General features: G+C 54.6%; 25 protein-coding genes and 3 pseudogenes. 10 read left to right on the top strand and 18 right to left on the bottom strand.

Annotated features, from left to right (window positions below; genetic code table 11):
• Window positions 1-15 precede the first annotated feature (15 nt).
• The 4 genes and pseudogenes from JXR15_RS13205 (at window position 16) to JXR15_RS13190 (ending at window position 3,231) form a co-directional block, all read left to right on the top strand.
• The gene (locus JXR15_RS13205; protein WP_422053661.1) at window positions 16-534 is read left to right on the top strand and encodes a hypothetical protein; all 519 of its coding nucleotides are present in this window, start codon (window positions 16-18) and stop codon (window positions 532-534) included.
• A gap of 475 nt (window positions 535-1,009) precedes the next feature.
• Window positions 1,010-1,432, top strand: a pseudogene (locus JXR15_RS13200) (transporter); the annotation flags it as partial.
• A gap of 128 nt (window positions 1,433-1,560) precedes the next feature.
• Complete coding sequence (locus JXR15_RS13195) at window positions 1,561-2,343, top strand: hypothetical protein (RefSeq protein ID WP_422053660.1); 783 nt, start codon at window positions 1,561-1,563, stop codon at window positions 2,341-2,343.
• A 60-nt stretch (window positions 2,344-2,403) separates the two neighbouring features.
• The gene (locus JXR15_RS13190; RefSeq protein WP_422053659.1) at window positions 2,404-3,231 is read left to right on the top strand and encodes an MORN repeat-containing protein; all 828 of its coding nucleotides are present in this window, start codon (window positions 2,404-2,406) and stop codon (window positions 3,229-3,231) included.
• A 5-nt stretch (window positions 3,232-3,236) separates the two neighbouring features.
• Here JXR15_RS13190 and JXR15_RS13185 read toward each other — a convergent pair whose 3' ends face one another.
• Window positions 3,237-3,614, bottom strand: coding sequence for a hypothetical protein (locus JXR15_RS13185; protein WP_422053728.1), 378 nt, complete (start codon window positions 3,612-3,614; stop codon window positions 3,237-3,239).
• Here JXR15_RS13185 and JXR15_RS13180 point away from each other — a divergent pair.
• The gene (locus JXR15_RS13180; RefSeq protein ID WP_422053725.1) at window positions 3,543-3,698 is read left to right on the top strand and encodes a peptidoglycan-binding domain-containing protein; all 156 of its coding nucleotides are present in this window, start codon (window positions 3,543-3,545) and stop codon (window positions 3,696-3,698) included. The genes JXR15_RS13185 and JXR15_RS13180 overlap by 72 nt on opposite strands.
• A gap of 83 nt (window positions 3,699-3,781) precedes the next feature.
• Here JXR15_RS13180 and JXR15_RS13175 read toward each other — a convergent pair whose 3' ends face one another.
• Window positions 3,782-4,477 carry a hypothetical protein gene (locus tag JXR15_RS13175; RefSeq protein WP_422053658.1) on the bottom strand — a complete coding sequence of 232 codons (696 nt, stop codon included), beginning with the start codon at window positions 4,475-4,477 and terminating at the stop codon, window positions 3,782-3,784.
• A 163-nt stretch (window positions 4,478-4,640) separates the two neighbouring features.
• Between JXR15_RS13175 and JXR15_RS13170 the strand changes: the two are divergent.
• Together JXR15_RS13170 and JXR15_RS13165 are read left to right on the top strand one after the other, a co-directional pair.
• Window positions 4,641-4,913, top strand: a pseudogene (locus JXR15_RS13170) (integrase core domain-containing protein); the annotation flags it as partial.
• A 212-nt stretch (window positions 4,914-5,125) separates the two neighbouring features.
• Window positions 5,126-6,057, top strand: a pseudogene (locus JXR15_RS13165) (DDE-type integrase/transposase/recombinase); the annotation flags it as partial.
• A 523-nt stretch (window positions 6,058-6,580) separates the two neighbouring features.
• Here JXR15_RS13165 and JXR15_RS13160 read toward each other — a convergent pair.
• From JXR15_RS13160 to JXR15_RS13085, 16 genes are all read right to left on the bottom strand, one after another.
• Window positions 6,581-6,904 carry a hypothetical protein gene (locus tag JXR15_RS13160; protein ID WP_422053657.1) on the bottom strand — a complete coding sequence of 108 codons (324 nt, stop codon included), beginning with the start codon at window positions 6,902-6,904 and terminating at the stop codon, window positions 6,581-6,583.
• Between the two features lie 298 nt (window positions 6,905-7,202).
• Window positions 7,203-8,222 (bottom strand): RES family NAD+ phosphorylase, encoded by a 1,020-nt coding sequence (locus JXR15_RS13155; protein WP_422053656.1) that lies wholly within the window; start codon window positions 8,220-8,222, stop codon window positions 7,203-7,205.
• A 15-nt stretch (window positions 8,223-8,237) separates the two neighbouring features.
• The gene (locus tag JXR15_RS13150) at window positions 8,238-9,173 is read right to left on the bottom strand and encodes a sce7725 family protein (RefSeq protein WP_422053655.1); all 936 of its coding nucleotides are present in this window, start codon (window positions 9,171-9,173) and stop codon (window positions 8,238-8,240) included.
• Between the two features lie 8 nt (window positions 9,174-9,181).
• Window positions 9,182-10,069 carry a sce7726 family protein gene (locus tag JXR15_RS13145; protein WP_422053654.1) on the bottom strand — a complete coding sequence of 296 codons (888 nt, stop codon included), beginning with the start codon at window positions 10,067-10,069 and terminating at the stop codon, window positions 9,182-9,184.
• 362 nt (window positions 10,070-10,431) lie between these two features.
• Window positions 10,432-10,590: a hypothetical protein gene (locus tag JXR15_RS13140; RefSeq protein ID WP_422053653.1), complete on the bottom strand. Its 159-nt coding sequence runs from the start codon at window positions 10,588-10,590 to the stop codon at window positions 10,432-10,434.
• Between the two features lie 177 nt (window positions 10,591-10,767).
• Entirely contained in the window at window positions 10,768-10,995 is a 228-nt protein-coding gene (locus tag JXR15_RS13135; RefSeq protein ID WP_422053652.1) for a hypothetical protein, read from the bottom strand.
• Between the two features lie 2 nt (window positions 10,996-10,997).
• Window positions 10,998-12,392, bottom strand: a complete 1,395-nt coding sequence (locus JXR15_RS13130) for a phage major capsid protein (RefSeq protein ID WP_422053651.1) — start codon at window positions 12,390-12,392, stop codon at window positions 10,998-11,000.
• Window positions 12,392-12,625 (bottom strand): hypothetical protein, encoded by a 234-nt coding sequence (locus JXR15_RS13125; RefSeq protein WP_422053650.1) that lies wholly within the window; start codon window positions 12,623-12,625, stop codon window positions 12,392-12,394. The genes JXR15_RS13130 and JXR15_RS13125 overlap by 1 nt, the downstream gene beginning before the upstream one ends.
• Window positions 12,622-12,918 carry a hypothetical protein gene (locus JXR15_RS13120; RefSeq protein ID WP_422053649.1) on the bottom strand — a complete coding sequence of 99 codons (297 nt, stop codon included), beginning with the start codon at window positions 12,916-12,918 and terminating at the stop codon, window positions 12,622-12,624. The genes JXR15_RS13125 and JXR15_RS13120 overlap by 4 nt, the downstream gene beginning before the upstream one ends.
• A complete protein-coding gene (locus tag JXR15_RS13115) occupies window positions 12,915-13,466 on the bottom strand; it encodes a hypothetical protein (RefSeq protein ID WP_422053648.1) in 552 nt (183 codons plus the stop codon). Before JXR15_RS13115 ends, JXR15_RS13120 begins: the two co-directional genes overlap by 4 nt.
• A gap of 100 nt (window positions 13,467-13,566) precedes the next feature.
• Window positions 13,567-13,866: a hypothetical protein gene (locus tag JXR15_RS13110; protein ID WP_422053647.1), complete on the bottom strand. Its 300-nt coding sequence runs from the start codon at window positions 13,864-13,866 to the stop codon at window positions 13,567-13,569.
• A gap of 28 nt (window positions 13,867-13,894) precedes the next feature.
• On the bottom strand, window positions 13,895-14,137 hold the full coding sequence (locus JXR15_RS13105) for a hypothetical protein (RefSeq protein ID WP_422053646.1): 243 nt from the start codon (window positions 14,135-14,137) through the stop codon (window positions 13,895-13,897).
• 679 nt (window positions 14,138-14,816) lie between these two features.
• Entirely contained in the window at window positions 14,817-17,177 is a 2,361-nt protein-coding gene (locus JXR15_RS13100) for a VapE domain-containing protein (protein WP_422053645.1), read from the bottom strand.
• Window positions 17,178-17,299: 122 nt separating this feature from the next.
• Window positions 17,300-17,776, bottom strand: a complete 477-nt coding sequence (locus JXR15_RS13095; protein WP_422053644.1) for a hypothetical protein — start codon at window positions 17,774-17,776, stop codon at window positions 17,300-17,302.
• A complete protein-coding gene (locus JXR15_RS13090) occupies window positions 17,773-18,024 on the bottom strand; it encodes a helix-turn-helix domain-containing protein (RefSeq protein WP_422053643.1) in 252 nt (83 codons plus the stop codon). Before JXR15_RS13090 ends, JXR15_RS13095 begins: the two co-directional genes overlap by 4 nt.
• Before the next feature lie 100 nt (window positions 18,025-18,124).
• Window positions 18,125-19,162, bottom strand: a complete 1,038-nt coding sequence (locus tag JXR15_RS13085; protein ID WP_422053642.1) for a tyrosine-type recombinase/integrase — start codon at window positions 19,160-19,162, stop codon at window positions 18,125-18,127.
• Between the two features lie 91 nt (window positions 19,163-19,253).
• On the opposite strand from JXR15_RS13085, the gene dusA reads away from it, so the two are divergent.
• The 3 genes from dusA (at window position 19,254) to JXR15_RS13070 (ending at window position 22,889) form a co-directional block, all read left to right on the top strand.
• Window positions 19,254-20,252, top strand: coding sequence for a tRNA dihydrouridine(20/20a) synthase DusA (gene dusA / locus JXR15_RS13080; protein WP_422053641.1), 999 nt, complete (start codon window positions 19,254-19,256; stop codon window positions 20,250-20,252).
• Window positions 20,253-20,330: 78 nt separating this feature from the next.
• Window positions 20,331-21,158 (top strand): sulfite exporter TauE/SafE family protein, encoded by an 828-nt coding sequence (locus JXR15_RS13075; RefSeq protein ID WP_422053640.1) that lies wholly within the window; start codon window positions 20,331-20,333, stop codon window positions 21,156-21,158.
• A gap of 381 nt (window positions 21,159-21,539) precedes the next feature.
• Window positions 21,540-22,889, top strand: a complete 1,350-nt coding sequence (locus JXR15_RS13070) for a calcium-binding protein (RefSeq protein ID WP_422053639.1) — start codon at window positions 21,540-21,542, stop codon at window positions 22,887-22,889.

Genomic DNA, 22,889 nt, shown 5'->3' with positions numbered 1-22,889 from the left:
GCTAAGGAAAAAGGCATGCTGAGAGCATCAGTTTTGGCCATTGCCTTCCTGAGCGCGGGACCGGCGCTGAGTTGTGGCAATCCGCTTTTGTGGTCGATGCTGTTTGCTCGCGTGCCTCAAGCTGAAGAAGTTTATAATGCGGATCTGACTGCGCGTCGTAACAAAAAGCTGGAGGCACGCGTTTATGTACCCCATCCGTTGATGCCATCCAATTATCATCAGTGGTCGGCGCAATGGATAAAGGATGCAGCGATCCTCATGGACGCGGATATGCAGTCGAACTTAGCGCCTGGCGAAACCTATACGCTGCTATTGGCTGACGCAGTTGTAGCCATTCACTTTGTAAGTGGGGCACAACCTCATGTAACCACGTCAGCGGGGCTGGATTTCTTAAAAGGCTTTAACGCGATAACTACGGTCAATGCGTTGGAAAGCGGGTTGAACCACGGTGTGACTATGGCTGAGATGGTTGAACTAGGGGTTTGGGCGCCTCAAGAGCGGGCAATGGAAAGGCGAATTGCTGGGATTTTCTAGAGCGTTGATGCGAAGATTGGTCGTTCTGGCGCTAAGCCTATTTTCTCCAGCCGTTACCTTTTCTCAGCCCATCGCGGGGAATTACGGACTTGGTGCCGGGCTGGGCCAGACTTCAGCTATTATAGCTCCGCAGGGCACGCGGCTCATGGAAAATGGATATATTGCCTACAATATCGACAAGTTCGTTGATGAAGATGGCAATGACATTGGCGCGCCTTCGACAACGGTCCACGCCGCCTGACTGACGTTTCGCAACGTTTTTCAAGACGTCCAAATCCTTGGTCCGGATTACTCTGCGGGACTCGTATTGACCCACCGCGACCAAGTGTTGCGCCCGGCTCCGGGAGCAGAAACGAGCTATCAGCTTGGCGATACCGAGGTTACGCCACTTGCACTGGGATGGCATATGGGGGAGTGGCACACACAGGTCTCCTATACGTTTTGGATGCTTACCTGAAAATTTGAAAGCGGTGGTGCACAAAACACTGGCAAAGGATTGTGGAGTCATGTGCTCTTCGCTGGCGCCACTTGGCGACAAGAGGCCGCCCTGACTTTTAGCGTTACGTTTCAGGCAAGGTACGAGACCTTTGGAAGGCAAGAAACTATAAATATCCGGCCTGGTGATGTGCTGAGTTTGGAATTTGCACCGGGCAAGCAGATCAACGAGGAATGGGCGCTAGGTGTGCTGGCAGCGACGTCCTTTCAGGTATCGGGCCAATCCAATACGCCGGGCGGCAATCCACCAAAGTATCGCATCAACCTCGTTGGGTTTGAGGCTGTTTGGCGTCCCGAGGCGTTCCGAGGTGCCCAGGTGGCGCTGCGGTTAAGAAAAGAATTTGAGAACCGAAACACAGCACAGGGGCAATCGGCGCGTTTGTCTCTCGCATACGCGTTTTGACCTGCAACTCACCATTGCCCGAACATTATTGTGCCCCTAGGCTGGAGCCTGCAGAAACCAAGACTTTGGTTCAACGAGGCTTTCAGCCCGTTTACTGCCTAGCTGTTGTGCAAACCCAGGAGCCAAACATGAAAAAACTAATCACTGCGACTGCGTTGCTATGCGTCTCGGCGACGGCGTCCTGGTCGGATGACAGTTGCGACGAAGCGTGCCAGGCCGCGAGAAAGGCCCAAGACCCATTGGCGCCGGTGTCTGCAATTTTCACGGACAACACGTTTACCTTCGACAGAAACGGCGGGAACGAAACTGCAAACTACCAAATTCAACCGGTGCATTCGATTGTCTTTGATGACATAGGGCACCTTATCCTGCGCGGCGTTTTCAACTACAACAGCGTTCCATCTGCGGGCGGAGACATCTCTGGTTTTTCGGATTCGATCCTTCAGGCATTTTGGGTGCCGAATGCCAAGATCGGCAATCTGAGTTATGGTTTTGGTCCGCAGGTTGCGATTGACACAGCGTCCGACCCCGCACTTAAGGGCTTGGGCAATGGCCTTGGACTGGTTGGTGTTGCCTTCGGATTTGCCGGTGACCTGTCCTACGGCGGTATCCTTGGACACATTTGGGGTGAGAATGATGTGGATGTGACTACGATTCAGCCCATTGTTTTTTACAACACGTCCTTCTTGGGCGGATCTTACTTCGGTTACAACAATTCCATTGCTTATAACTGGGGTGCCGCGTCTGGATCTCGGTGGACGGTGCCGGTGGGTCTGACAGTGGGCAAAACGTGGGCACAGGCCAATGGTGGCGCAATCGATGTGAGTCTGGGCGCCTATCATCTGGTTGAAGCACCAGCTGGTGCCAACGAAACCCAGATCAAATTTGGTCTGTCGTATATCTTTCCCTAACGGCGGTGCACCTGAATAGTAAAGTCTTGAAAGCGGGTTTTCCAAGCAAGGAGGAAACGAATGAAGCTGCGATACTTCGTTGGGGCAGGGCTCTTGCTGCTGCCATCGGTCATCCCGGCAAGTGCGGAAAAATTCTTTGCTGTCGACCCGATTTCTGGGTGCAAGGTTGTCTTCGACTCTCCCGTAAATGAAGGCGAGTTATTGAGATGGGTTGGCCCGTGTAAAGATGGCTTGGCCTCCGGACAGGGTGCCTTGCAATGGGTCGAAGGTGGCGTGCTGATGGGCAGCTACGAAGGTCAGATGGCGCAGGGCATAATTGAAGGCGAGGGCGCACTGCACTTCTTTGAAGATGGAGGCTACACGCGGTTAATTGGAACCTTTAAGGACGGTGCGCTCGATGGCGAGGGAAGCATTGCGTATGCCAATGGTGATCTGATGAGTGGTAGCTTTGTGGACGGGAAGTTGAACGGGCATGGTCAGTTCCTGGGGGAGGACGGATCCAGTTATTTGGGAACGTTTAAGTCCGGTATTCCGCACGGATTTGGAGAGAGTGTGTTAGCCGATGGTGAAGCTTATTCCGGCGGGTTTGAAGACGGGGATCGGCACGGGGACGGGTACCTTGAGCTGGCCAACGGTGAGTTTTACGCCGGTGAGTTCCGCAATGGATTTGCACACGGGCAAGGGTTTTTTCTAACTTTGGAGGGCGACCACTACGCGGGTGAATTTGAATTGGGTGCTATTTCGGGCGTAGGGACGTTGACTTCGACCAACGGCACGGTCGTGCAGGGCAAGTTTACCAAAGCTGGACCGGAGGGAACGGTTATTGTGCACCGTGCGGACGGAACTGTCGTGGTCCAAATTTGGAAAGACGGGGAGGTTGTGGAATGAGATGCCTAGCCTTTCTCGTGTTGAGCATATTTCCGTCCTCTGCTGCAATCGCGGATATATGGGGAGGTTTTATCGACGGCGCCATTGATGGCGCGATTATCGGTGGGATTATTGACGGCGAAGAGGGGGCCGTAGACGGAGCCGCAATTGGTGGTACCATTGGCGCTATTGACGGTGCCCAGCGGGAAATCGACCGCGAGCGAGACCGGTATTATTTCAATCGGCGGCTTGACCGTTACGATACACGGCGAGCGGTGCCACCCAAGAAGAAAACCGCAGCCCAAAACCTTGTTGTTGAAGTTCAGCTTGCGCTGAGACGGCTCGGATATAATCCTGGACCCGCAGACGGCATAGCTGGGCAGGCAACGGCGCGCGCTGTTCAAGCGTACAAGTCCGATTGGGGGCTGCCTCAGGACAATATGATTACGCCTGACTTGCTGAGGCACATGCGGCAACATGGGGGATGAATTCGGCCATAGGCATAAGTGCATGTCAGAGCTTACTAGGCGCCAAAAGGCACGAAGTGGCGTTTAGCGTCTGGTGCGTTGGTCTAAATTAGACCGGTCCCGGTCAAAAAGAATTTCATAGCGTCTGCGACGGCGACAGTACCTAACAGTAGGAACAAGGTGGGCACGAGCCATGCCATTGTCTGATTTAAGGCAGCATTGATGGACTTGAGTTTGCCAACAATTCCTGGGCCAGCTAAAGCAAATGTTAAAGGCATGAGCACAAACGGTAGCGCGTAAAAAATGTTGTAAATCAACAGCGCCAGCGGCTTGGAAGGGACTTCAAAGCGATAAAGTTCGTTGATGAAACCGAAGTAAGGAATTGCAAAGGGAATGCCGACAATCAGGAGCGTGGCTCCAAGCACGAAAGAAGACATGACTCCTCCGCTTTCGGAGCTTTGCGGTTTTTCGGTTTCGCCTTCAGGCGTCTTTCCCATGAAACCTTTTATCGCAACCGTGATCAATAGAATGCCGAGCCCCAAACCAATGGCAAAGTTGATTGGAGCGGGGTTTACAAAGCCGTCGATAAGAAAATCGACAACAGGTGCGATCATCTCTGCCACACCGTAAATGACGAGGAGACCGGTTACAAAATAGGCCAGTGTATGTCCAAGGATTAGGGCGCAGCTTCTTGCCAATGGGTTTGGTCCTGACAGGGCAACGATTATAGCGGCAAATAGCACCACATTTGTCACATCAACCAAGAGGATCGATGTTGACACGATCAGGAATTCATTCATTGGCACTGTGCTCCTATTCCGCGACTGACGCAGTTCATCATACACCGCTACCATTAGCCATATGACGCAGATTTTCGCAACGCTCCGCCTGGCGCCATGGATTTAGGCCTGGATTGTTAGAGCATTCGCATTGCTGGGAAATTGCCCGGCGTTTATAGCGTAGGCTCTCAGGGACTGGATCGCATCTGACTGTGCCAAAACCGCCTAAATCGAGCCAGGATCGCCTTGAGAGAACGGTTATTGCGAAAGTTTCAATGCCCGGTTCCGCGACGCACGGCTTAATGGCGAGGTCTACTACTCGCTGCGTGAAGCCTAAATCTTGATCCAACAATGGAGGAAACACTACAATACCAAACGACCCCACAGTCCTCTGGACTATCGCCCACCGGCCACGGAAACCATCGTCCCGATGCAAACCAGACCGATCATGCACTAACATTCAAACTGGACCACTCAGGTGAGGCTGATCAGTGTCATTTCTGCTGTTAAATGAGCCACATAGTCTGGCCATCGCACTTTGTGCTTCATTACGCCGAGTTACGGTAATCAGGCATCAGATCACCACTGAACATCTTAGGCGCAACCTTCTCATAGGCATGAGCAACCCGGAAAACACCCAAGTCATCATAAGACTGACCGATGATCTGCATTCCTCGTACCGCATTCTATCGGTGGTATGATCGGTATCTGCAGCGCGGTGAGGCTGGATTGCAGGACCAATCTCCCAAGCCAAAACACGTTTGGAATCGCGTGCCTGACAAGGTGAATCGCAAGGTTGTCGACTTCGCTTTGAAAGAGACAGAGCTGTCGCCCCGTGAGCTGGCCGTAACGTTCACGGATCAGGAACGTTACTTGGTGTCAGAATCCACAGTGTACCGCACGCTTAAAGCGCATGACTTGATCACCGGCCCGGCGTTCTTTGTCCTGAAGGCGGCCGATGAGTTCCAGCACAAGACGACTGGGATCAACCAGCTTTGGCAAACAGACTTCACCTACATCAAAGTACTGGGTCTTTCGGGACATTGCTTCGCAATACCCTGTCGGCTGACAGCTGGGGCTGGTTCTATCTCAGCACGGTTCTCGACGATTACAGCCGCTACATCGTCTCATGGACGCTCTGCACAAATATGCGAGCCGAGGATGTAACCGACACGCTGGAATTGGCATTGCAGGCATCAGGTTGTGATCAGGTTCACGTCGTTCACAAACCGCGTCTGCTCAGCGATAACGGCTCCAGTTATGTGTCCGGAGAATTGGCCGAATGGTTGCAGGACAAAGGTATGAAGCACTCTCGCGGCGCGCCATATCATCCGCAAACGCAGGGCAAGATCGAGCGTTGGCATCAGACTTTGAAGAACCGCATCCTGCTGGAAAATTACTTCCTGCCAGGTGATCTCCAAGCTCAGATCACAGCCTTCGTCGAGCACTACAATCACCAGCGCTACCACGAGAGCATCAACAACGTTACACCCGCTGACGTCTACTTTGGGCGCGATAAAGCCATTCTAAAACAACGCGAAAGGATCAAACGAAAGACACTCGAAGCGAACCGATTGCATCACAGACAACGCGCCGCATAGTCAAACCAACCAGATGAGCCAAACTCTCTCTTAGTTTAGGCCGCTCTTGGTTCCAAAAACCCTGACGACGGACGGCTTGCAAACGACGTCATTTCCAACTTTTTCGCCGGGACCTTTCATGTCCCTAACTTTGATAGTTTCCTGTGTCGGGCAAAAATCTTCTCTTAAATTGCGTGTAATTTCCGCTTGCCGCCGGCCAGAGAGAATTACGAAAGGCACGATTTTTTCCATCGGGATTGCACGGCTAAACTCTGGCGAAGCGTTCTGCAAAGTAGGACATCAATGCATCAAATTTAGTGATAGATGGGCGTCCGTTTTCGAGACTTTCCAATGAGGCCCTGAATGGTCGAAGACCGGCGTGCCGTTTGAATTATTGATTGGTCAAAAGGAGTGTTGAAAACTGGTTCAGCCAAACTAAGACAACCCGATAGATAACTCAGACAGCTGGAGGTAGCAGGTGACAGGGGATCTAGCTTGCGGGCCATGCATGCCTTCAGATACTTGAGTCACAAACTCAACGAGATCAACTGACGTAAAAAGAAGTCGCTTCATACTCTGCGATGGCAAATGAATTAATGGCCTTAAGCACCTGAGACTTTGTTTTTCCGGCTTCGCGCTGCTTAGAAGACACTTGCATTTCTAAGGAAGCGACCGTTGTGTCGTTCTTGCTTTGCATGACATGTCCCTCGTCAAACTCTTTTTCGATACGATTGCTCCAATCATTTGCCGAAGCCTTTCGGTTGAATGTTTTTGACTTGGAGAAGACGATTTTTCCTCCCTTTTTCTGAATTACCTGCGCTTTGTACTTAGTTCCCGTGGCGCTCTTGCGCTCAATGATGGTGTCCATTATTTGCCTTTTTCGTTTGGCATACTGAGGCTATAGAGCAGCGGTATGCCAAACGCCAAGATGGTATGCCTCGCGGTATGCCAAAAACGCAGAATAACGCAAAACCCAGTTAAATAAGTCGTAAACGGTTGCCTCATAGGAACCACGGAGATTGCTCAATTGCTGACAAAACCGCTAGTTTCTAAGGCCGCGCGCCTTTCCGTTGCGCCTATGATGGACTGGTGATAGATCGCAATAATTACAGATATTTGCGTAGAGTCATGTGCAATTTATGTGCAATGGTCGCATGTCTGACCGACTAGTGGACACTCACGTCAACTGAAACTCGGTCAATAGTGTATTCGTGAACGTTTTTGCCTTTCGCAATATCTGCATCAAATAATGCTAGGTTCATACCATTGCTAACTGAGCTACTGTAAAGGACGCCAGAAAAGCCTTGCTTCTTGATAAACTCGCACAAAAATTGGCTGGGCACGTAGTCCACTTGGGCACTTTTAGGTAGTACAGGCCGAGTAAGTTCTTCACCCAGCTTTTCCAAAAAGGGCACATCTGTTCGCAGTCTCACAATGTCACTTGTCCCTTGCATAAGGAACGGAGAAACGAGTTTTTTTGGATTGCGCAAATCAACGACTTTAGTGTCGGCAGGAATTTCGAACTGTGCCACACAAGCATGCTCACCTGTGTGTGGTCTGATTTCCGAAATGCCAGTGTCGGGAGACGAAGCGAGGTAAAGATACGGAATTCCGGGTGGATTGGCTCGCCCGTGTGAAGCAATGCCCTTAGGTGGCGCACCCATTTCATTTATGTCAAATAGTTTGTCCGAAGACATCATTCGCGCGCGGTACCAAGTGGTTGGCAATTCGTCAGAGATTAGGTGCGTCAACAACTCACTGAGACGATCAACTTCAAACTCTTGATCCAAAAAATACCTGTTCCGGTATCTAAGTTCGTCCTTAATTGTCTCCCAGTCGGCTACAGGTTCGATTGCGTAAGAATCGGACTGTTTAAATTTCCGTCTTACAATCTGACCGTCGTCTAGAATGTCCGCAAGCAACACCTTTATGGCATTCAGGTCCAATTTTTCGTCATCAAAAAGCAGCCAGTCATCCCTCAGCCATTCGCAAATGGTCTTACCACCCGTTTCAACTTCTTCATACGTCGAAATAAGAAACTCGAAGTAGTCTCGAAGGAGTTTTGGCTCCACCAACGGAACATCTTCACGTTGGCAATAGGCGCACTGTCCGACCCCACTCGTGACGGTCGGGAAAATGTTTGTCGCTAGGCCGCGATCATCAAAGCAAAAAGGGCAACAATTCATTCTAAATCTGCTCAATCAAGAGAGGTAGTCCGCCAGCGTTTCGATGTGATGAATCATCGACAACTTCTTGGCTTGTCCTAGGCCGGGGAAATGGCCCTTCTCGTCCAAATCTAGGTATTGTTGCAGCGCAGTACCAAGAAAAAGCTGGGAGGTGCCCGACTCGTACTTTTCCCTTAGTTTGGTCAATGCTTCTGCGAATTTACCTGCTGGATCGGCAGGTGTATCTTTTCGAACGGAAACGAAATGATACACGAACATTTCTTCGTCTCGTTCTTGATCGATGAACGTCAAGTGGATTGCAACTGCGTATGCAGGACCACCTGACTCGCTATAATCATCCCCGACTGTAAGAAAATCTCCAAACCCATCCATCCCTTCGTCCGGGAATGTCACGTGTAAATCGGAGAACGACTCCACGGGTTTGTAGTCAGCGTTTCGCCGCTTAACAAATCCGTCGCGTAGAAGTATCCGCTTTGAACCATCGAAGTGCTTTCGATACAATTTCTTGCATTGTTGCTCAAAGAATACATGCGTTGACGCACTCAATTCTTGGCCAAGGGAGGCGCTCAATTCCCTTGCCTCCATGAAACCGGCATGTATGAAAACTGGCCCGTGGTCTGCATGAGCCTGGTTCAGGGTCATGGCTTCAGCAGTTGTTGTATTCTCAGTAAGAATTATGCCCGCCGAAATATTTTCGCGGTCCAAGTAGTTGTCATTGAGCATCTCTGTGATTTTTTGGCCGTCGCTAGAGTAATCCCCATGCTCTGGATTTATCACAACAATCGCAGAACCGCCTGCGTCGCATATTGCGTCAAGCGCTCGGACCATACCTTTCAGTTGGGCCTTTACGGGTTCAATGATGGGAACAAATTCGTTTTGAGCGAGAAGTTCCGCCGTGTCACGGACGGCAAGCAACTCGAACTGCTTGCCCCGAAAATATGGATAATACATCAATAAGCCTAATTCCAAGCGCGCGCTTCAACCATGGGGCAAGCCAGTGCGTCAATCAAGGCCTTGTGTTGACGGTTGGGCGTTTTGAACGTGAGCGCTGCTGCTCTGAGCGAAACTGGTAGTGAATTTACTGTAGTTTTTAGCGGCAAAAGACTTCGCGAATGCTTGAGCGCTTTGACCATTGTCCTGTGAAGTAAGGCTTTATCTAGGACAGAAAATTCCTCACTGAGGGCCGAGCGAAGCTGAGTGTTAGGAACGCTCGGAATCTTGCGATCTAACAATGCCAAAATTTGAACTGCTTCTTTCGATCGAAGTGAGTCCAGCACTTGCAAGTTGTCGATTTCTTCGAACGTTTCTTTGGCCCGCCGAATTGTGCTGATCTTGTTCCAGCGACTTAGGTGAAGAATCCCGGTCGAATTCGGTACAACATCTGATACCGACTCCACGTGGTTTGACCCCGCGATAACATAAGTGCTGGCAAAAACTTTCCGGTAATCGGAGACCTGTTTTGCGAGGCGCGAGATGTTGTCCCGCTCGGACTTGATTTCATATGCCGTACCAGTGCCGTTCAAGATCACCAAGTCTGCTTTGCTTTTGCCGATCCTAAACTCGGTCAGCATGCTCGCTGAGTTTAGCGAATGTGTCCCTAGAAGGATGTTGTTAACGATGGCGGCTCTGTAGATATATTCGCTTCGAACTTTTCCGTTCCGTAGTCTTGCGAACGCCTCTTCGAATACATCGACCACTTTGGCATCAAGTGGCATCTCGCTATGCAATTCAGACTCCGACAATAGGCGCGCAAACAAAGGTGAACGGCCCTTATTCGCAAGTTCAGCGAAAACACCTGCCGAAAAAAGTCTCGACAATGCATGAATTTGTGTTGTCGAAGATCCCATTGCCTACTCCCGGTCAAACCGGGCTCCTCCTGTATCTTGAGCAAACAGCACCCAAGTTGATTCTGGAAATCAATTCTCCGAAACTTGGACAGTTTCATCAGCACCGTGTGGTTTGTGCCGTATGATCTTGCACCAAGGTTTTTGCAACCGGGTAGCGTTTGGTTTGGTGACGCAGGAAGCAGCATCTCTGCAAACGTTAGCTTGCGAATAGCCTTTCAAATGGGAGACGTCCAAGAATGTCCTGAAGGTGAACCGTTGACTTTTGCTTTTCGGTGGCTGCTTAGCAGCTTTCGGGAAGCGTTTGAATCTTCACTCCGCCGTAGAAGCTATGTCGTCTGCCGCAAGGGTGTCGTGCAAAGCCATCATTTTAAATCAATGTCTTGCATCACTTTTTCCAACATCTTCAATTCACTTTGCCTCAAAGGTCTCCCGACCAAATGCTCAGCCTTTGCGATGAGGGCTGCTCGCAGTGCGGCTCGGATCGGATCAGGGCGGCCGTCAAGAATTGTATCAAGGGGCATCAAAGTATTTCCTCCGTTATGGCTATGGCGGGCAACCATTCAACATTGCTCGCGCGTCCATGCCGTGATCCCGGCACACCTGAGTGCAGAACGCCTCACAGACCCGACTCGCTGCCCGTGCATCCATGCCGCAGGCTTTCAGCCTGTGCGATAGGTCACGCGATAGGGTCAGGGCGTTCATGCCGTGATCCCCTCATGTTGCAACCGATCCATGAACGGCTGGGCCGCTTCACTCACTGCCGCGATCACGTCCGGTGTGGCCGGTACGTGATATTCCAGCCGGGTTTCCACAAAGGTCGCCACGATGGACCGCGTGCGCCGGTCCTCAATAGCGCAGCAAAGGCGGTGCTGGCCGTCGCGGTCGATTGCGTAGCGGTAATCCTTGTGGGGGCTGTTCTCAAACATGATCAGCCACCCCACGTCACAGCGCTCAGGTACGCCACGCTATTGGGCATCATCGACCACGTTTGCGGATGTACGACGCGTAAGGCTGCGCTGTTTGTCTGGAAGGTATCACGCACGACCGTTGCTGGGGTAGTGCCTGCGGCATCGCTGATCTGGATGTCATTGGTCGCCTGCACGCCATCATCATCACCCATGCGCGGTTCTGGGGCGTCATTGGATGCCATCGCAACCGTCACGGCTTCCCGCGTGTCAATTTCGGGCAGATCGCCCGCGTGGTAGAACGCAGCCGCATCGACGCCGATCACATTCGCTTTGGGTACGTAGGGCGAGTCGATCAGTTGCAGCCCCCAAAGGTTGCGATTTGCAACGCGAGCTTCCAGCGGGAAACGACCATCGACCTGAAGCATTTCCAGAGCCCGCATGTGGTCACTGTGCATGACAACAGCAGGGCGGCGCGCTGCGGATAGTTGGGACCGCAGATAGCCGATGTCGGTCAGCACATTGTCCAACGTGTCGCCCGCGCTGGCCTGGTTCGGTGCACCGACTGTGATCGCGGACGGTTTCAAAGCGGCCACTGCGGTGCTGGCAGGGTCAAAGAGGTATGTGTCCAATCCTTCGGACAGATCGTCTAGGATAAACCCTTCAATAACATCCAGCGCGTTTGACACATCCAGCAGTTCGCGGGTCATCAGGGTGATGATGCCCAGCTTGAACCGCCACATCGATGTGGCACCCATGGTCGATTCGCCGACGGGGATTGTTGCACCTTCTGCGACCCATGCGGGCTTCAGATCACCAGCAGCGTTTGCACCGCGATGCGGCACCATGATGCTGCCAAACTGGCCCAAATTGATACCGACGCCGATGTCCCGAAGTTGTGCACCTGCGCTGCGTTCCTTCATGGCCTCCCAAAACGCCAGCAGATCGAGATCCACCAATTCAGCGCCCCAGCCAAGGTCGACTGTAGTGCCGGGCGCGGTTGCCGCTTTCGTGTAATCCAACAGCCGCGACGCCGTGCGGCGGGCCATCTTGTGCGCCTCTCCGGGCAGGTATTTTTCCAAAGTGTCCGCATGGGCAATCTGTGCCGCCTTACGGCGCATTTCGGCCAGTGCTGCGGCACCCAGAAGGCGGGTGGCAGGTACGCGGGTCTGTGGCGTGCCTTTGGGCTTGGCGGGTTGTTTCAGGGTGGCTTCCAGCGCCACGGGGCGGGCCAGAGTGCGCTCCAAGGCATCTATCCGGCCCAACAGTGCGGGGACGTGCTTACGGGCGTCCAGTGCGTCTTCCAGCTCGTTTTCAAACTGGTCATAGAGCCGCGCCGCTTTCAGCCGGTCTTTTTCGCTGTCCAGCTTGCGCTTGATTGCGGGATCTTTGATGGCGGTCAGGTCATCTTTGGGCATCACAGTATTCCTTCTTTCCGCAGCACGTAGCGGGCCGCAGGGGCGCAACGTGGGTGGGTGTCTTCGATGTCCGCCAACCAGCGGCGGTAAATGCGCTTCATTGCGCTGGCGGTCTTCTGTCGCGCCTCACTGACCGACTCCCCGCTGGCAATGCCCTCAGCGGTCAGGGTGGCGGCTTGGTTGCGCAGTTTGCGGGGCAGGTCTTGCTGGATGTGTTCCGGTGTCAGGTTCATGTCTGTGACTCCCCGTATGCGTCGGGGTTGGATGTCATTGCCGCCTTGACGCGCTTGGTGGCGTCGTCGTCGGTATCACCCAGATAGGCGGACACGCTGTCGCGGATCGCCGTGGCCACTTTCTCTTGTTCTGCGGCCAGCAGGGTTTCCAGGTGGGCCACACGATCCGCCAGCGGCGCGACGTGGTGCTTCAGCATGGCGTCGGTGATGGCGCCCACCAGCGCTTTGTCACGGGCGCTCATGCCCTGCTTTTTAGAGGGGGCCGGTGCGGGATCGGCAAAGGGGTTTGTCATGTTTTGGCCTTTCTGCGGTCGGCTGCGATCTGGCAGGCGTCGAGGTAATCCCGCCTCACACCGGCGACGCGGGGGGATTTGCTGTCGAATTTCGCGTCTGGCATCAGGGCGGAAAGCTGGCACAACAAAGCAACGCTGCGCAGTTCGGGCTCGGCTAGGTCGTAGCGGTCTTGTGCCCGTTCGTGGGCCTCTCTGGCTTGTTTGGCAGCCGCAGCGGTCAGTTCCTGTGCGGGGGATTGAGCCGCGAGACGGACCGCCACGGCTGCCAGTGCGCTGACCGGCCCTGTGGGCGGCAACGCAGCACGGCTCGACAGAATGATGGCCGCGCGGTCAAGGTCGCGAACCACGGCATCTGCCTCAGCCAATGCTTTTTCGGTGTTTTTGATGTCTCGGGCAAACCGTGCCGTCACGCGTTCGCGTTCTTCACGGGCGCCAGCTGTGCCTGCTTGTTCTGCTTTAGATGCTTGATTGATTTGGCGGCGAACGTATGGCGCGGATTTCACCAGCTTGCGGACCGCTGTGGGTGCTGTGGTGATTTTGAGTGCCATTTCGCCGTCCTGCGCCTGTGAGGTTCGCAGTCAAGGTAGCCTGGTCAGGGGTGAGTCGTCACGGAAAAATGTAATAAACGTAATACGTTGCGTAATACACTTAAAGTACAGAACCCTGCGATCTGACGAATTTGTTCCACCTGGACAGGCGTTCCGCGCAATCAGGTTTGCCGCAGTACACATCCAGCCGCAGTTTCTTGGCGTGTTTGCGGTCCATCAACTTTCCACAACATGCACAAGTGACTTTTGAGCGCTGGATGACTTTCGTTCGATGTATTTGGACCTTGATGCTTCTGGATGGCGATTCCCTTTCCTGCCAACGCAGATGGCGCTGCTCATTGTTTGCCGCGTCCCACATGGCGCCGGTGTGTTGCAGGAAACGATCTTCCAACATGCTCACTTGTCGTCGTCCTCTTGCTTGCGTTTGCTCATAGGAAAACCCCCTCAGATGCGGCCTGCATTTGCCACTGCCGCAGGATGCAATTGCTGGATTTTACGTTTTGGACATCGACCGTCAGGGAAACGCCGGCACAAGTGATGACGTGATGGTCTTTGCCATCCGTCCGGTACGCTGTGGCCGATCCGGCGTAGTGCGCGATTTGTTGACGCGCACGGAAGATCGACTTTCGCGCTGTTTCGGCCTGAATGATCTTTTTTGCGTCCTGATCCATCGTAAATCGCCGTAAATGGCTGCGCTGTCCGCGTCGGAGCAGGCGCGAGATTAGGGTTATTTTAGTCCAACTGGTCGAAAACGGAAAGGTGAGTTTTAGGACGTTTTTCATAATTGCGAGACTGTGCGCGGTGCCGGAAGTCGTACCGGAGTCTTGACCCGCCCCGCCCCTGAAACGTCAGCGCGCACCGTGCCCAACCGTCAACGGTTCGTGCAGCGGATCGTGCGTGGTTGTGCTGGTGGTGCAGCGCGTTTGGTTCATGCGTTGGGAAAATCCAGGCTGTACCCGTTGCCTGTGGGGGATCGGATGAGGGGTGCCCCGCTTTTGTCGGGCTGCTTCGATCCACAGCAGGGCGGATGCGTTGCGTTGCGGATGCAGCGGGTGGTCTGAGACTAGGGGGATTTAATGGGGTGAGATGCACCCTGCGCAACGTGACGCCCCGTAGGTAAGGCGTATGGTTTATAAAATGGGTGCTTGCTTTGCGTTGCGGTGCACAGCATGCACACCAAACACAGTGTGAACAGTACATCCCTATAGGTGCTTCGTGGTCCCTATATATATATAAATATATTCTAGAAAGATCATTATCAGTTTACTGTGTAGTATGTGCATGTGCTATCTACAGCATTGTAATTAAGTGAAAAAATCGCTGCACAGTGGTTGCACAGCGACATAGCGTTTACACAGCAATCACTGTGCGCACCCATAAACGGGGCCGTTTACCGTTCTCTTTGCGTTGTTTCTTCGTGTACGTGAAGCCGATTTGACGCAACGCTGCGTGTAGATCGTTCCGTACAGCGCTGTTCAACTTCGGCAACTTATCACCAACAACGCTCATTATAAAAGGAACGGTGACAACATTCTGATTCTGTACGGCCTCGATAACGATGTCGAGATACGGCGAATCCTCAACGCGTTCCTGCTGTTGTTGCGTCGCGAAGCTGGCCACAATCGGATCAAGGTGCCAATCGTTACCAGACTTCCATGCGTCAAAGGCTTCGCGCCACAGCGCATCACGTACTTCTGCCAAACCTTTGACATCTATGCGTCCGACACGAACGGGCCAGAACCTGCGTTCTCCATCGGTGTCCTTCAGGTATTGGTCGCGGTTGGTCGATCCGGCAAACACCATCCGGCGCGGTAAAACCACATCCTTGCGTCCGTAAGCTGGTCGAAACTTATCAACGCGCTGGGTCATAAAACGGCGCACTTCTTCAACTTCGGATTTGCGCAAGTTGGTCAGTTCCGCCATCTCGACAATCCAGATGCCTTGCAGATACTGCGCTGCATCTTTGGTATGGAAATCCGGTAGACCGTCACCGAACCAGTTTGGATCGGGACACAGGGCGCGCAGGGCCGATGATTTGCCGAGCCCCTGCGCGCCTTCCAGAATGAGTGCATTGTCCATCTGACATCCGGGTTCCATCGCTCTGGCAACGGCACCAATCAACCAGCACCGCCCCACCTGCCGGACGTACTCATCCGTCATGGCATCGTTGGCACGTTCGACGCCCAGATATGTGAACAGCCACGTGTCGAGCAAACCCATGGGGGGCGTCTCTGGTAGCCAGTTCAAATAGTTCTGCACGGGTTCTTCGGTGTTCAGGAAGCACAAGCGGTCCAGTGCGTCCATCACGGCTGTTTTGGAGATGTTGCCCCATCCGGGCATTTGTTGGACGGCGTGGTACATCCGCACGTAATCAATATCCTGAAGCGGGCGTGGGTACTTCTGTCCTGCGAGGTCACCTGGATACGGCATCTTCACCACGGCCTCATCCGTGAACGCATTGTAACCAAAGGGCTCGGAGAATCGCGGCGCGTTCTTCAACAGCAAATACGCGTTGTTGCTGTTTGCCGTGATCGTGCCGTCGCTCTTGCGGCTGTAATCTCCATCAGCGGGGTCCAGCACCGGAAATGCGCCGTCCTGTGCCGTCACGGTCATTTGCGCCTGTGTCGGCTGTGGCGGCGCGTCTGGTGCGCCTGTGACGCCGCTGGGGACCGCAGGTGCCTCGATCGGCATACCGGACTGCCTCATCCGTCTGAGGTCCGCGTCGCGTGTAACACGGTCACTTAGGAATTGTGGCAACGCGCCGTGCTGTCGCGCCTCATGCACCAATGTTCCCATCGACAAAGACCCGTCGGGCTCAAATGAGGACCACCGCAGTTCCGTCTCCCTGTACTCGTATTTTCCGGCCTGCTGGGACCACCCAAGCCATAGGGGCCATCCCTCGTCGTATCCAAAGACCGTTCGGATGCAGAGGCCAATGCGGACCCAATCTTCCCAAGCGCGGTTGTCATTGGGCACATAGGCCAGCACGTCACGGGCCAGACCTTCATCGGCAGGATCACCAAGATCAGATGTCCGTCCCGTGCCGCCACCGCCACTTGTGGGCCGCCCACGGGTCCACCCGTATGTGTCACACACGGCCAGCACCGTCTCGACCAACTGGTCCATATCCACCTGTGTGATGGTGGGGAGCGTGTCGTGGGCGGGATCTGTGTCCCATTGGTACGGCGCGCCGCTGGGGTGCGTGCCAAATATAACGGCCTGTGTGGGGCGTCCTTTGCGGGTGAGGCCCATCACCTCAACCATGGCCGTGGTTTCACCGAGCGAGACGGGATACTGGCGTCGTCGTACTGCCTCACCTTCCACCCTAAACAGCATCAGAAACTTGGGGGCCTTGCCGACCCGTATGGGGGCCGTAATGCCTATTTCGGCCAGCTTGGAGCGGATGGCCCTGACAGTGACCTCATCCAATACATCGACATCAAGAGCGCAGTAGGTGGGGCCCATCTTCAGGCCGACATTGGCCCCAAGCTGGTCCAGGTCGGTCGCTGAGTACGCGTCCATTTGAAATTCCGGCCAACCAGCCGTGCTGCTCCATCCTCCCTCGTAGTACATCCCCGGCACTTTGCCGCGATCCTTGGGGTCCACACGGCTGTCGGGATGCAGCATTGCGCCGTATGGGATCACTGGGATGGTTTCAGAGAGGGCGAGGGAAAGGGCGTACTGGTGTAGGCCCACTGTTTGCGTAGTCACGTCGGACTCCTTTTATTGAGCCAAACGCCACGACCTGATATTATTGCTGCGAATAGGTCGTGACACTTGGTCTATTTCATGTGGGACGGTCCGCCATGGCATTTTGGCGGGCCGTTTTTTATTCAGGTGAGTGCCTTCACACTTTTGATCACAGCCTCAGCGCCCGCACGTGCCGCGTCGATGTCACCAACTTCCAGCAGGGCGCCCAGGCGCACGACACTATTAAACAACGACACACTGACCTCACATTTGCTCCGCTCCGCATACTTCTCGGCCTCATCGGTCAGCGGTACGTCGCGTTTGATTGAGACGTCCACAGGGAGCGCACTGTAACCGTGGGGCTCGTACTCACCGGCAAGTGTCCGATTGCGGACCGCGCGTGCGTGCAGCTTGGCGCGCTCAATCTGCTGATCCTCTAGTAAAAGGTGCATCATGCAGACGTCCCAAAAGTATGCGGCGGCATGTGTGAAACCAAAAATCCGGTCGGACACACCGGTCATAACGGAAGCGCGATCGAGCAGGGCGGGGTCCAGACCCGTCTTCATCGTGGCGCGCATGTACAGAAACCCGTCACGCTCAATAACTGCCGGCGCGCTCATGACAGCACGTCAGCAGATGCCGTGGCACCTTTGCCGCCTTGGCTCACTTTGCGGTTTGCACGGATGCGGTCGGCAATGTCGCTTTGCGCGTACAGGATGCGCTGGCCGATTTTGTAATAGGGCGGCATTTGCCCACGGCTGCGACGGCTGCGGACTGTGGTCGGCTCTACACCTTCCAGCAGCGCAACTTGTTCTTCAGTTATCCAGCCGTTTTCGGCCAGCATTTGATTCAGGATTGGGTCATCCATCGGACGGACTCCTCGCGTTCATTTCTCAGGAAATGGACGCGACAAGCGCGGCAACTATGTGCAGCTACGTCGTCCGATATGGTCAGGCTTTAAGAGTGGCCTATAAGGTGTTGTGTTGCAAGCGTTCTATTGCGCTGTGCACATCATTCGCACTTAACTGCGTGTAACGCTTCAAATGTTTCCAGTCGCGATGGCCGCTCACAACCGCCACAAGTTCCATCGGCAGGCCGAGTCGGAACAATTCGGTGATCGCCAGATGGCGCAGGTCATGGAAGTGCAGGTCTTCAATCTCCAAAGCCGCCACGGCCCGCTGAAAGGCTGTTCCGGCGCTCTTGTGATTGTAGGGGAACAGGCGACCTTCCGCGCGCCCTGCGGCCCGCTGGCGGGCTATCTCATAGGCTTCACCCACCAAAGGCACAACTTGATCGTTACGGGCTTTGCGGCGCGGGTCTTTGCGTTCGCGGATCAGGACGGACTTTTGGTTCCAGTTGATGTCCTCAATTTGTATCCGGCAAATTTCGCTGATCCGCATGGCGCTGGCAGCGGCAAAACGGGTGATGGTTCCAGCGGGCACTTTCTGGCGCGGGTTGCCGTCCAGATACGCGACAATCCGGTCCAGTTCGTCTTGGGTTGGTATGCGGGTGCGCTCATTGGACCGTGTGTCGATCCTCGCGGCTGTCAGGGCCGTGCGGGCGTCTTTGGCTAGGTCGGGGTTCACGTCGATCTTGCGGACGTGTCTGGCCCACTTCAGGACGCTGGATAGGGCGGAAAGATCACCGGCCAAGGTTTGTCCTGTGATCCCATCGGCCAGCCTGCCGTCGACGTAATCCTGCACCACCAGCGCCGACATGTTGCGGATCGTGATGCCGCCGATGCGGTCGCTGATCCGTTCCAGATTGGCGCGGTTCGTCCGACCTGTGTCCACCTGTGTGAGATAGGCGGAAATGACCATGGCCAGAGTCATATCCGAAGGGGCTTGGATTGTGTCGCGGGTCGCGCCGCCTTCGACCATACGCAGCACATCGGCGTAGTAGATCGCTGCATCGGTCTTGCGCTCAAAAGTCCGGTCAAACTTCTGACCTTTACGGCGCACCTGTACGCGCCACTTGCCATTTGATAAACGCTTCGGACCAGCCATGTGCAATTCCTGTGCAGTGTATGTGCAGTCTAAATACAGGAACCTGCAATCATGTGCAATCTGTGTGCAATTTAGGGGCAAAAGTGCCAAAATGACGGACCGTAAACCATTGAAATATCATGCTAAATTGTCCGTAGCACCGATGATGGATTGGACAGATCGGCATTGTCGCTATCTGCATCGGCTGCTGTCTCGTGACACCTTGCTCTATAGCGAGATGGTCACGGCGCCGGCGCTTGTGCGTGGGGGGGCGGTGCATTTGCTGGAGCACAATACCGCCGAACACCCGGTTGCGTTGCAGCTTGGCGGCAGTGACCCTGTGGAGCTGGCAGCGGCGACCAAGCTGGGGGCAGATGCGGGCTACGACGAAATCAACCTTAATGTGGGATGTCCATCGGACCGGGTGCAATCCGGCACCTTTGGTGCGGTTTTGATGAAATCCCCGACGCTGGTTGCGGAGTGTGTGAAGGCGATGCAAGAAGTCACCGACGTCGACGTCACTGTGAAATGTCGCATCGGGGTGGACGATCAAGAGCCCAAAGACGTGCTTCCCAACTTCCTCAACGAGATGCAGGGTGCTGGAATCAAAAGAATTTCCATCCATGCGCGCAAAGCATGGCTGAAGGGGCTGAGTCCGAAAGAAAACCGCGATATTCCGCCACTGGATTATCCGTTGGTGTATCAGATGAAGCGCGACTTCCCCGAGCTGCACCTATCGATCAACGGCGGGGTAGCCAGTTTGGCTGAGGCCCACACCCATCTGGCAGAAGGCATGGATGGGGTGATGATCGGGCGGGCGGCATATCACAATCCCACCGATATCTTGAGCACAGCAGATCGCGAGATCTTTGGGGCTGGCACGGACACAGACCCGGTACAGGTGGTGCAGCAGATGTTGCCCTATATCGAGGGACATCTGACGCAGGGCGGAAAACTCAATCAAGTCACCCGTCACATGCTGGGCCTGTTTGCAGGCAAACCCGGGGCGCGGGCGTGGCGCCGGTATCTGTCGGAAAACGCCACCAAATCCGGCGCCGGGCCAGACACGGTTCTGGCTGCACTGCAGCACGTGACTCAGGCTGCCGCCTAAGCTGGCGCGTCAGGTCTGCTTGCAGATCAACGGGATTTGCGCTTTACCTCGCCGCGAAACGCCCACCCGGAGGAACCTATGGCCCAAGATCCCGCTTTGCTCATTCAAATGCTGTTGCTTTTGCTGGTGATTGGCGGCGTGGCTGGTGTTTTGGCCGGCCTGTTGGGAGTGGGCGGCGGCATAGTCTTGGTGCCCGCATTTTTCTATGCCTTCCAATCGCTTGGCTATGACGGTCTGCAGTTGATGCAGGTCTGTCTGGCAACCTCATTAGCGACCATTATTGTGACCTCACTGCGCTCTGTAGTAAGCCACAACAAAAAGGGCGCGGTGGACTGGGACATCCTGCGGAGATGGGCCCCAGGCATTGTAGTGGGCGCCTTCATTGGCGTGTTGGTGGCGGCCAATCTGCGTTCCGTGACGCTGCAAATTGTCTTTGGCTCTTTGGCGCTGGTGATTGGCGCCTACATGGGGTTTGGCAAAGCGCATTGGCGGTTGGGGCAAGCGATGCCTGCTGGTCTGCCACGTCTGATTGTGAGCCCTTGTGTTGGGTTCCTGTCGGTTCTGATGGGTATTGGTGGTGGCAGTTTTGGCGTGCCGCTGATGACCTTGTTCAATGTGCCTATCCACCGCGCGGTGGCTACCGCTGCCGGGTTTGGTGTGACCATTGCCGTGCCAGCGGTGATCGGATTCTTGTTTATGGAGATTGATCCCGCCACGCGGCCGCCATTTACCGTGGGCGCAGTGAACATGGTGGCTTTTGGATTGATTATTGCGATGACACTTCTGACTGCGCCTTTGGGGGTCAAGTTGGCCCATGCCATGGACCCGAAACCACTCAAGCGGGTGTTTGCCGTGTTTTTGACGCTGGTGGCGTTGAACATGTTGCGCAAGGCGGCGGGGCTTTAATTGCAAGGCTGTTTCGGCGTCCTACATTTTGGTGCGCGAGGTCAGGAATGCTCTACTATAGGCGGAGATCTAAGCGGGTTATACTCAATAGGACGATTCGGATTGCGGATGTATCATCGCCTCACAAGGCAGCGTGACAAGCCACTTGCACTCTGTATCTCGCGCAATACGCAAGATGGCCTACGGCAGTCGTGGCGATTAGGTCGCAGATTTTTCATCTAAAAGTAGGCGTTTCCCGAGCTAGCGTTTCTTGTTTGGAAACTTTGAATTGGCCACAGTTGCATTGTTTCGATCCCGGAACCGCTGCAAAATGTTTGCTTAAAATTCCGATAAAATTTGTATAGAGTTGAGAAAATTCTTTTCAGAATATGGGTGTAAGTGATGCAATTACTTTGGATTTTGGGCGTGGCGCTTGGCTTGGCTGTTATCTACGAGGTGACTTCGGATGATGATGACAACACAGCAGATCCGGAAACAAACGATGATCCTACAACGGGTGATCCCACAACAACCGGTGATGATCCGCTAGATCCCACGGACCCAGACGATCCTGCTGATCCCGCGGACCCAGATGATCCTACTGATCCTACTGATCCCGCAGACCCCGAAGAGCCGACCGTGACAACCGTTGATCCGATCTCGGGCACGGATGAAGCGGATACGCTGGCTGGTACCGAGGAAGGCGAGCGGATTGACGCGGCCGCGGGGGCAGACATTGTGACCGGTCTCGATGGTGATGACACCATTCGGGGCGGTGACGGCAGCGACTCTGTAGATGGCGGCGCTGGCAATGACAAAATCTCTGGTGGCAATGATGCGGACACGCTGACTGGCGGCGAGGGCGACGACCTGATGGGCGGTGGCACATCTGACGATAGTCTGAGCGGCGATGCCGGGGCGGATACGTTGTTTGGCGGCTGGGGTGACGACACGCTGGACGGTGGTGATGACGACGACAGCCTGTTGGGCGGTTTGGGTCTTGATTCCCTGTCTGGAGGCCTCGGTAATGACGCTCTGGCAGGTGAAGATGGCAACGACACGCTGGATGGCGGCGAAGGTGACGACAGCCTGCTGGGCGGTGACGGCAACGACAGCCTGATCGGTGGCGCAGGCAATGACTCGCTTTGGGGCGGCAATAGCGATGACACACTGGAAGGTGGCGAGGGGGATGATCACCTCTCCGGCCAAACCTCTGATGACAGCCTCAACGGTGGCGCAGGCGCGGATACGCTTCTGGGTGGTCGCGGCAACGACACGCTGATTGGTGGTGTTGGCGAGGACAGGATGGAGGGTGGCCTTGGCGATGACGTCTTTGTGGGCGTGGAAGATGGCTCTGATGATGAGATGATCGCAGCCAGTGATGTGCTGGACGCGGACACAATGCGTGGCGGCGACGGCAACGACACTTTCATCCTCGGGTCCGGCGATGTGGCCGAAGGTGGCGCAGGCATCGACACCTTTGCCTCTGGCGCCTGGGTGGATGCGGACAGCCTGCCGGTTATTGAAGACTTTGATGCGGCCGAAGACGTTTTTGCAGTTCTGGTCCCTGAAGGTGAGGGTTCCGGTACGGTGACGGTAGATGCGGATGCAGACGCCGGTGAGGGCTGGTTCACGGTCTCTTACGATGGCGTCCCGGTTGCCACCGTCTTTGGCGCCAGCATGACACCGGCCAATGTGTCGGTTGTGGAAACCGATGTGGTGGAATCCGCAACGCCGGTTCCAACTCCGTAA

Origin of the sequence: Shimia sp. (genome assembly GCF_049116215.1) — a bacterium.
GTDB lineage: Bacteria > Pseudomonadota > Alphaproteobacteria > Rhodobacterales > Rhodobacteraceae > Shimia.
Note: the sequence above shows the minus strand (reverse complement) of the source record. Positions and strands in the feature narration are given on the sequence as shown.

Bases quoted from the DNA above. Each gene is read 5' to 3' on its own strand.
- JXR15_RS13205 (WP_422053661.1), top strand. From the start codon at position 16: ATGCTGAGAGCATCAGTTTTGGCCATTGCCTTCCTGAGCGCGGGACCG.
- JXR15_RS13195 (WP_422053660.1), top strand. From the start codon at position 1,561: ATGAAAAAACTAATCACTGCGACTGCGTTGCTATGCGTCTCGGCGACG.
- JXR15_RS13190 (WP_422053659.1), top strand. From the start codon at position 2,404: ATGAAGCTGCGATACTTCGTTGGGGCAGGGCTCTTGCTGCTGCCATCG.
- JXR15_RS13175 (WP_422053658.1), bottom strand. From the start codon at position 4,477: ATGAATGAATTCCTGATCGTGTCAACATCGATCCTCTTGGTTGATGTG.
- JXR15_RS13160 (WP_422053657.1), bottom strand. From the start codon at position 6,904: ATGGACACCATCATTGAGCGCAAGAGCGCCACGGGAACTAAGTACAAA.
- JXR15_RS13155 (WP_422053656.1), bottom strand. From the start codon at position 8,222: ATGAATTGTTGCCCTTTTTGCTTTGATGATCGCGGCCTAGCGACAAAC.
- JXR15_RS13150 (WP_422053655.1), bottom strand. From the start codon at position 9,173: ATGTATTATCCATATTTTCGGGGCAAGCAGTTCGAGTTGCTTGCCGTC.
- JXR15_RS13145 (WP_422053654.1), bottom strand. From the start codon at position 10,069: ATGGGATCTTCGACAACACAAATTCATGCATTGTCGAGACTTTTTTCG.
- JXR15_RS13140 (WP_422053653.1), bottom strand. From the start codon at position 10,590: ATGCCCCTTGATACAATTCTTGACGGCCGCCCTGATCCGATCCGAGCC.
- JXR15_RS13135 (WP_422053652.1), bottom strand. From the start codon at position 10,995: ATGTTTGAGAACAGCCCCCACAAGGATTACCGCTACGCAATCGACCGC.
- JXR15_RS13130 (WP_422053651.1), bottom strand. From the start codon at position 12,392: ATGCCCAAAGATGACCTGACCGCCATCAAAGATCCCGCAATCAAGCGC.
- JXR15_RS13125 (WP_422053650.1), bottom strand. From the start codon at position 12,625: ATGAACCTGACACCGGAACACATCCAGCAAGACCTGCCCCGCAAACTG.
- JXR15_RS13120 (WP_422053649.1), bottom strand. From the start codon at position 12,918: ATGACAAACCCCTTTGCCGATCCCGCACCGGCCCCCTCTAAAAAGCAG.
- JXR15_RS13115 (WP_422053648.1), bottom strand. From the start codon at position 13,466: ATGGCACTCAAAATCACCACAGCACCCACAGCGGTCCGCAAGCTGGTG.
- JXR15_RS13105 (WP_422053646.1), bottom strand. From the start codon at position 14,137: ATGGATCAGGACGCAAAAAAGATCATTCAGGCCGAAACAGCGCGAAAG.
- JXR15_RS13095 (WP_422053644.1), bottom strand. From the start codon at position 17,776: ATGAGCGCGCCGGCAGTTATTGAGCGTGACGGGTTTCTGTACATGCGC.
- JXR15_RS13090 (WP_422053643.1), bottom strand. From the start codon at position 18,024: ATGGATGACCCAATCCTGAATCAAATGCTGGCCGAAAACGGCTGGATA.
- JXR15_RS13085 (WP_422053642.1), bottom strand. From the start codon at position 19,162: ATGGCTGGTCCGAAGCGTTTATCAAATGGCAAGTGGCGCGTACAGGTG.
- dusA (WP_422053641.1), top strand. From the start codon at position 19,254: ATGACGGACCGTAAACCATTGAAATATCATGCTAAATTGTCCGTAGCA.
- JXR15_RS13075 (WP_422053640.1), top strand. From the start codon at position 20,331: ATGGCCCAAGATCCCGCTTTGCTCATTCAAATGCTGTTGCTTTTGCTG.
- JXR15_RS13070 (WP_422053639.1), top strand. From the start codon at position 21,540: ATGCAATTACTTTGGATTTTGGGCGTGGCGCTTGGCTTGGCTGTTATC.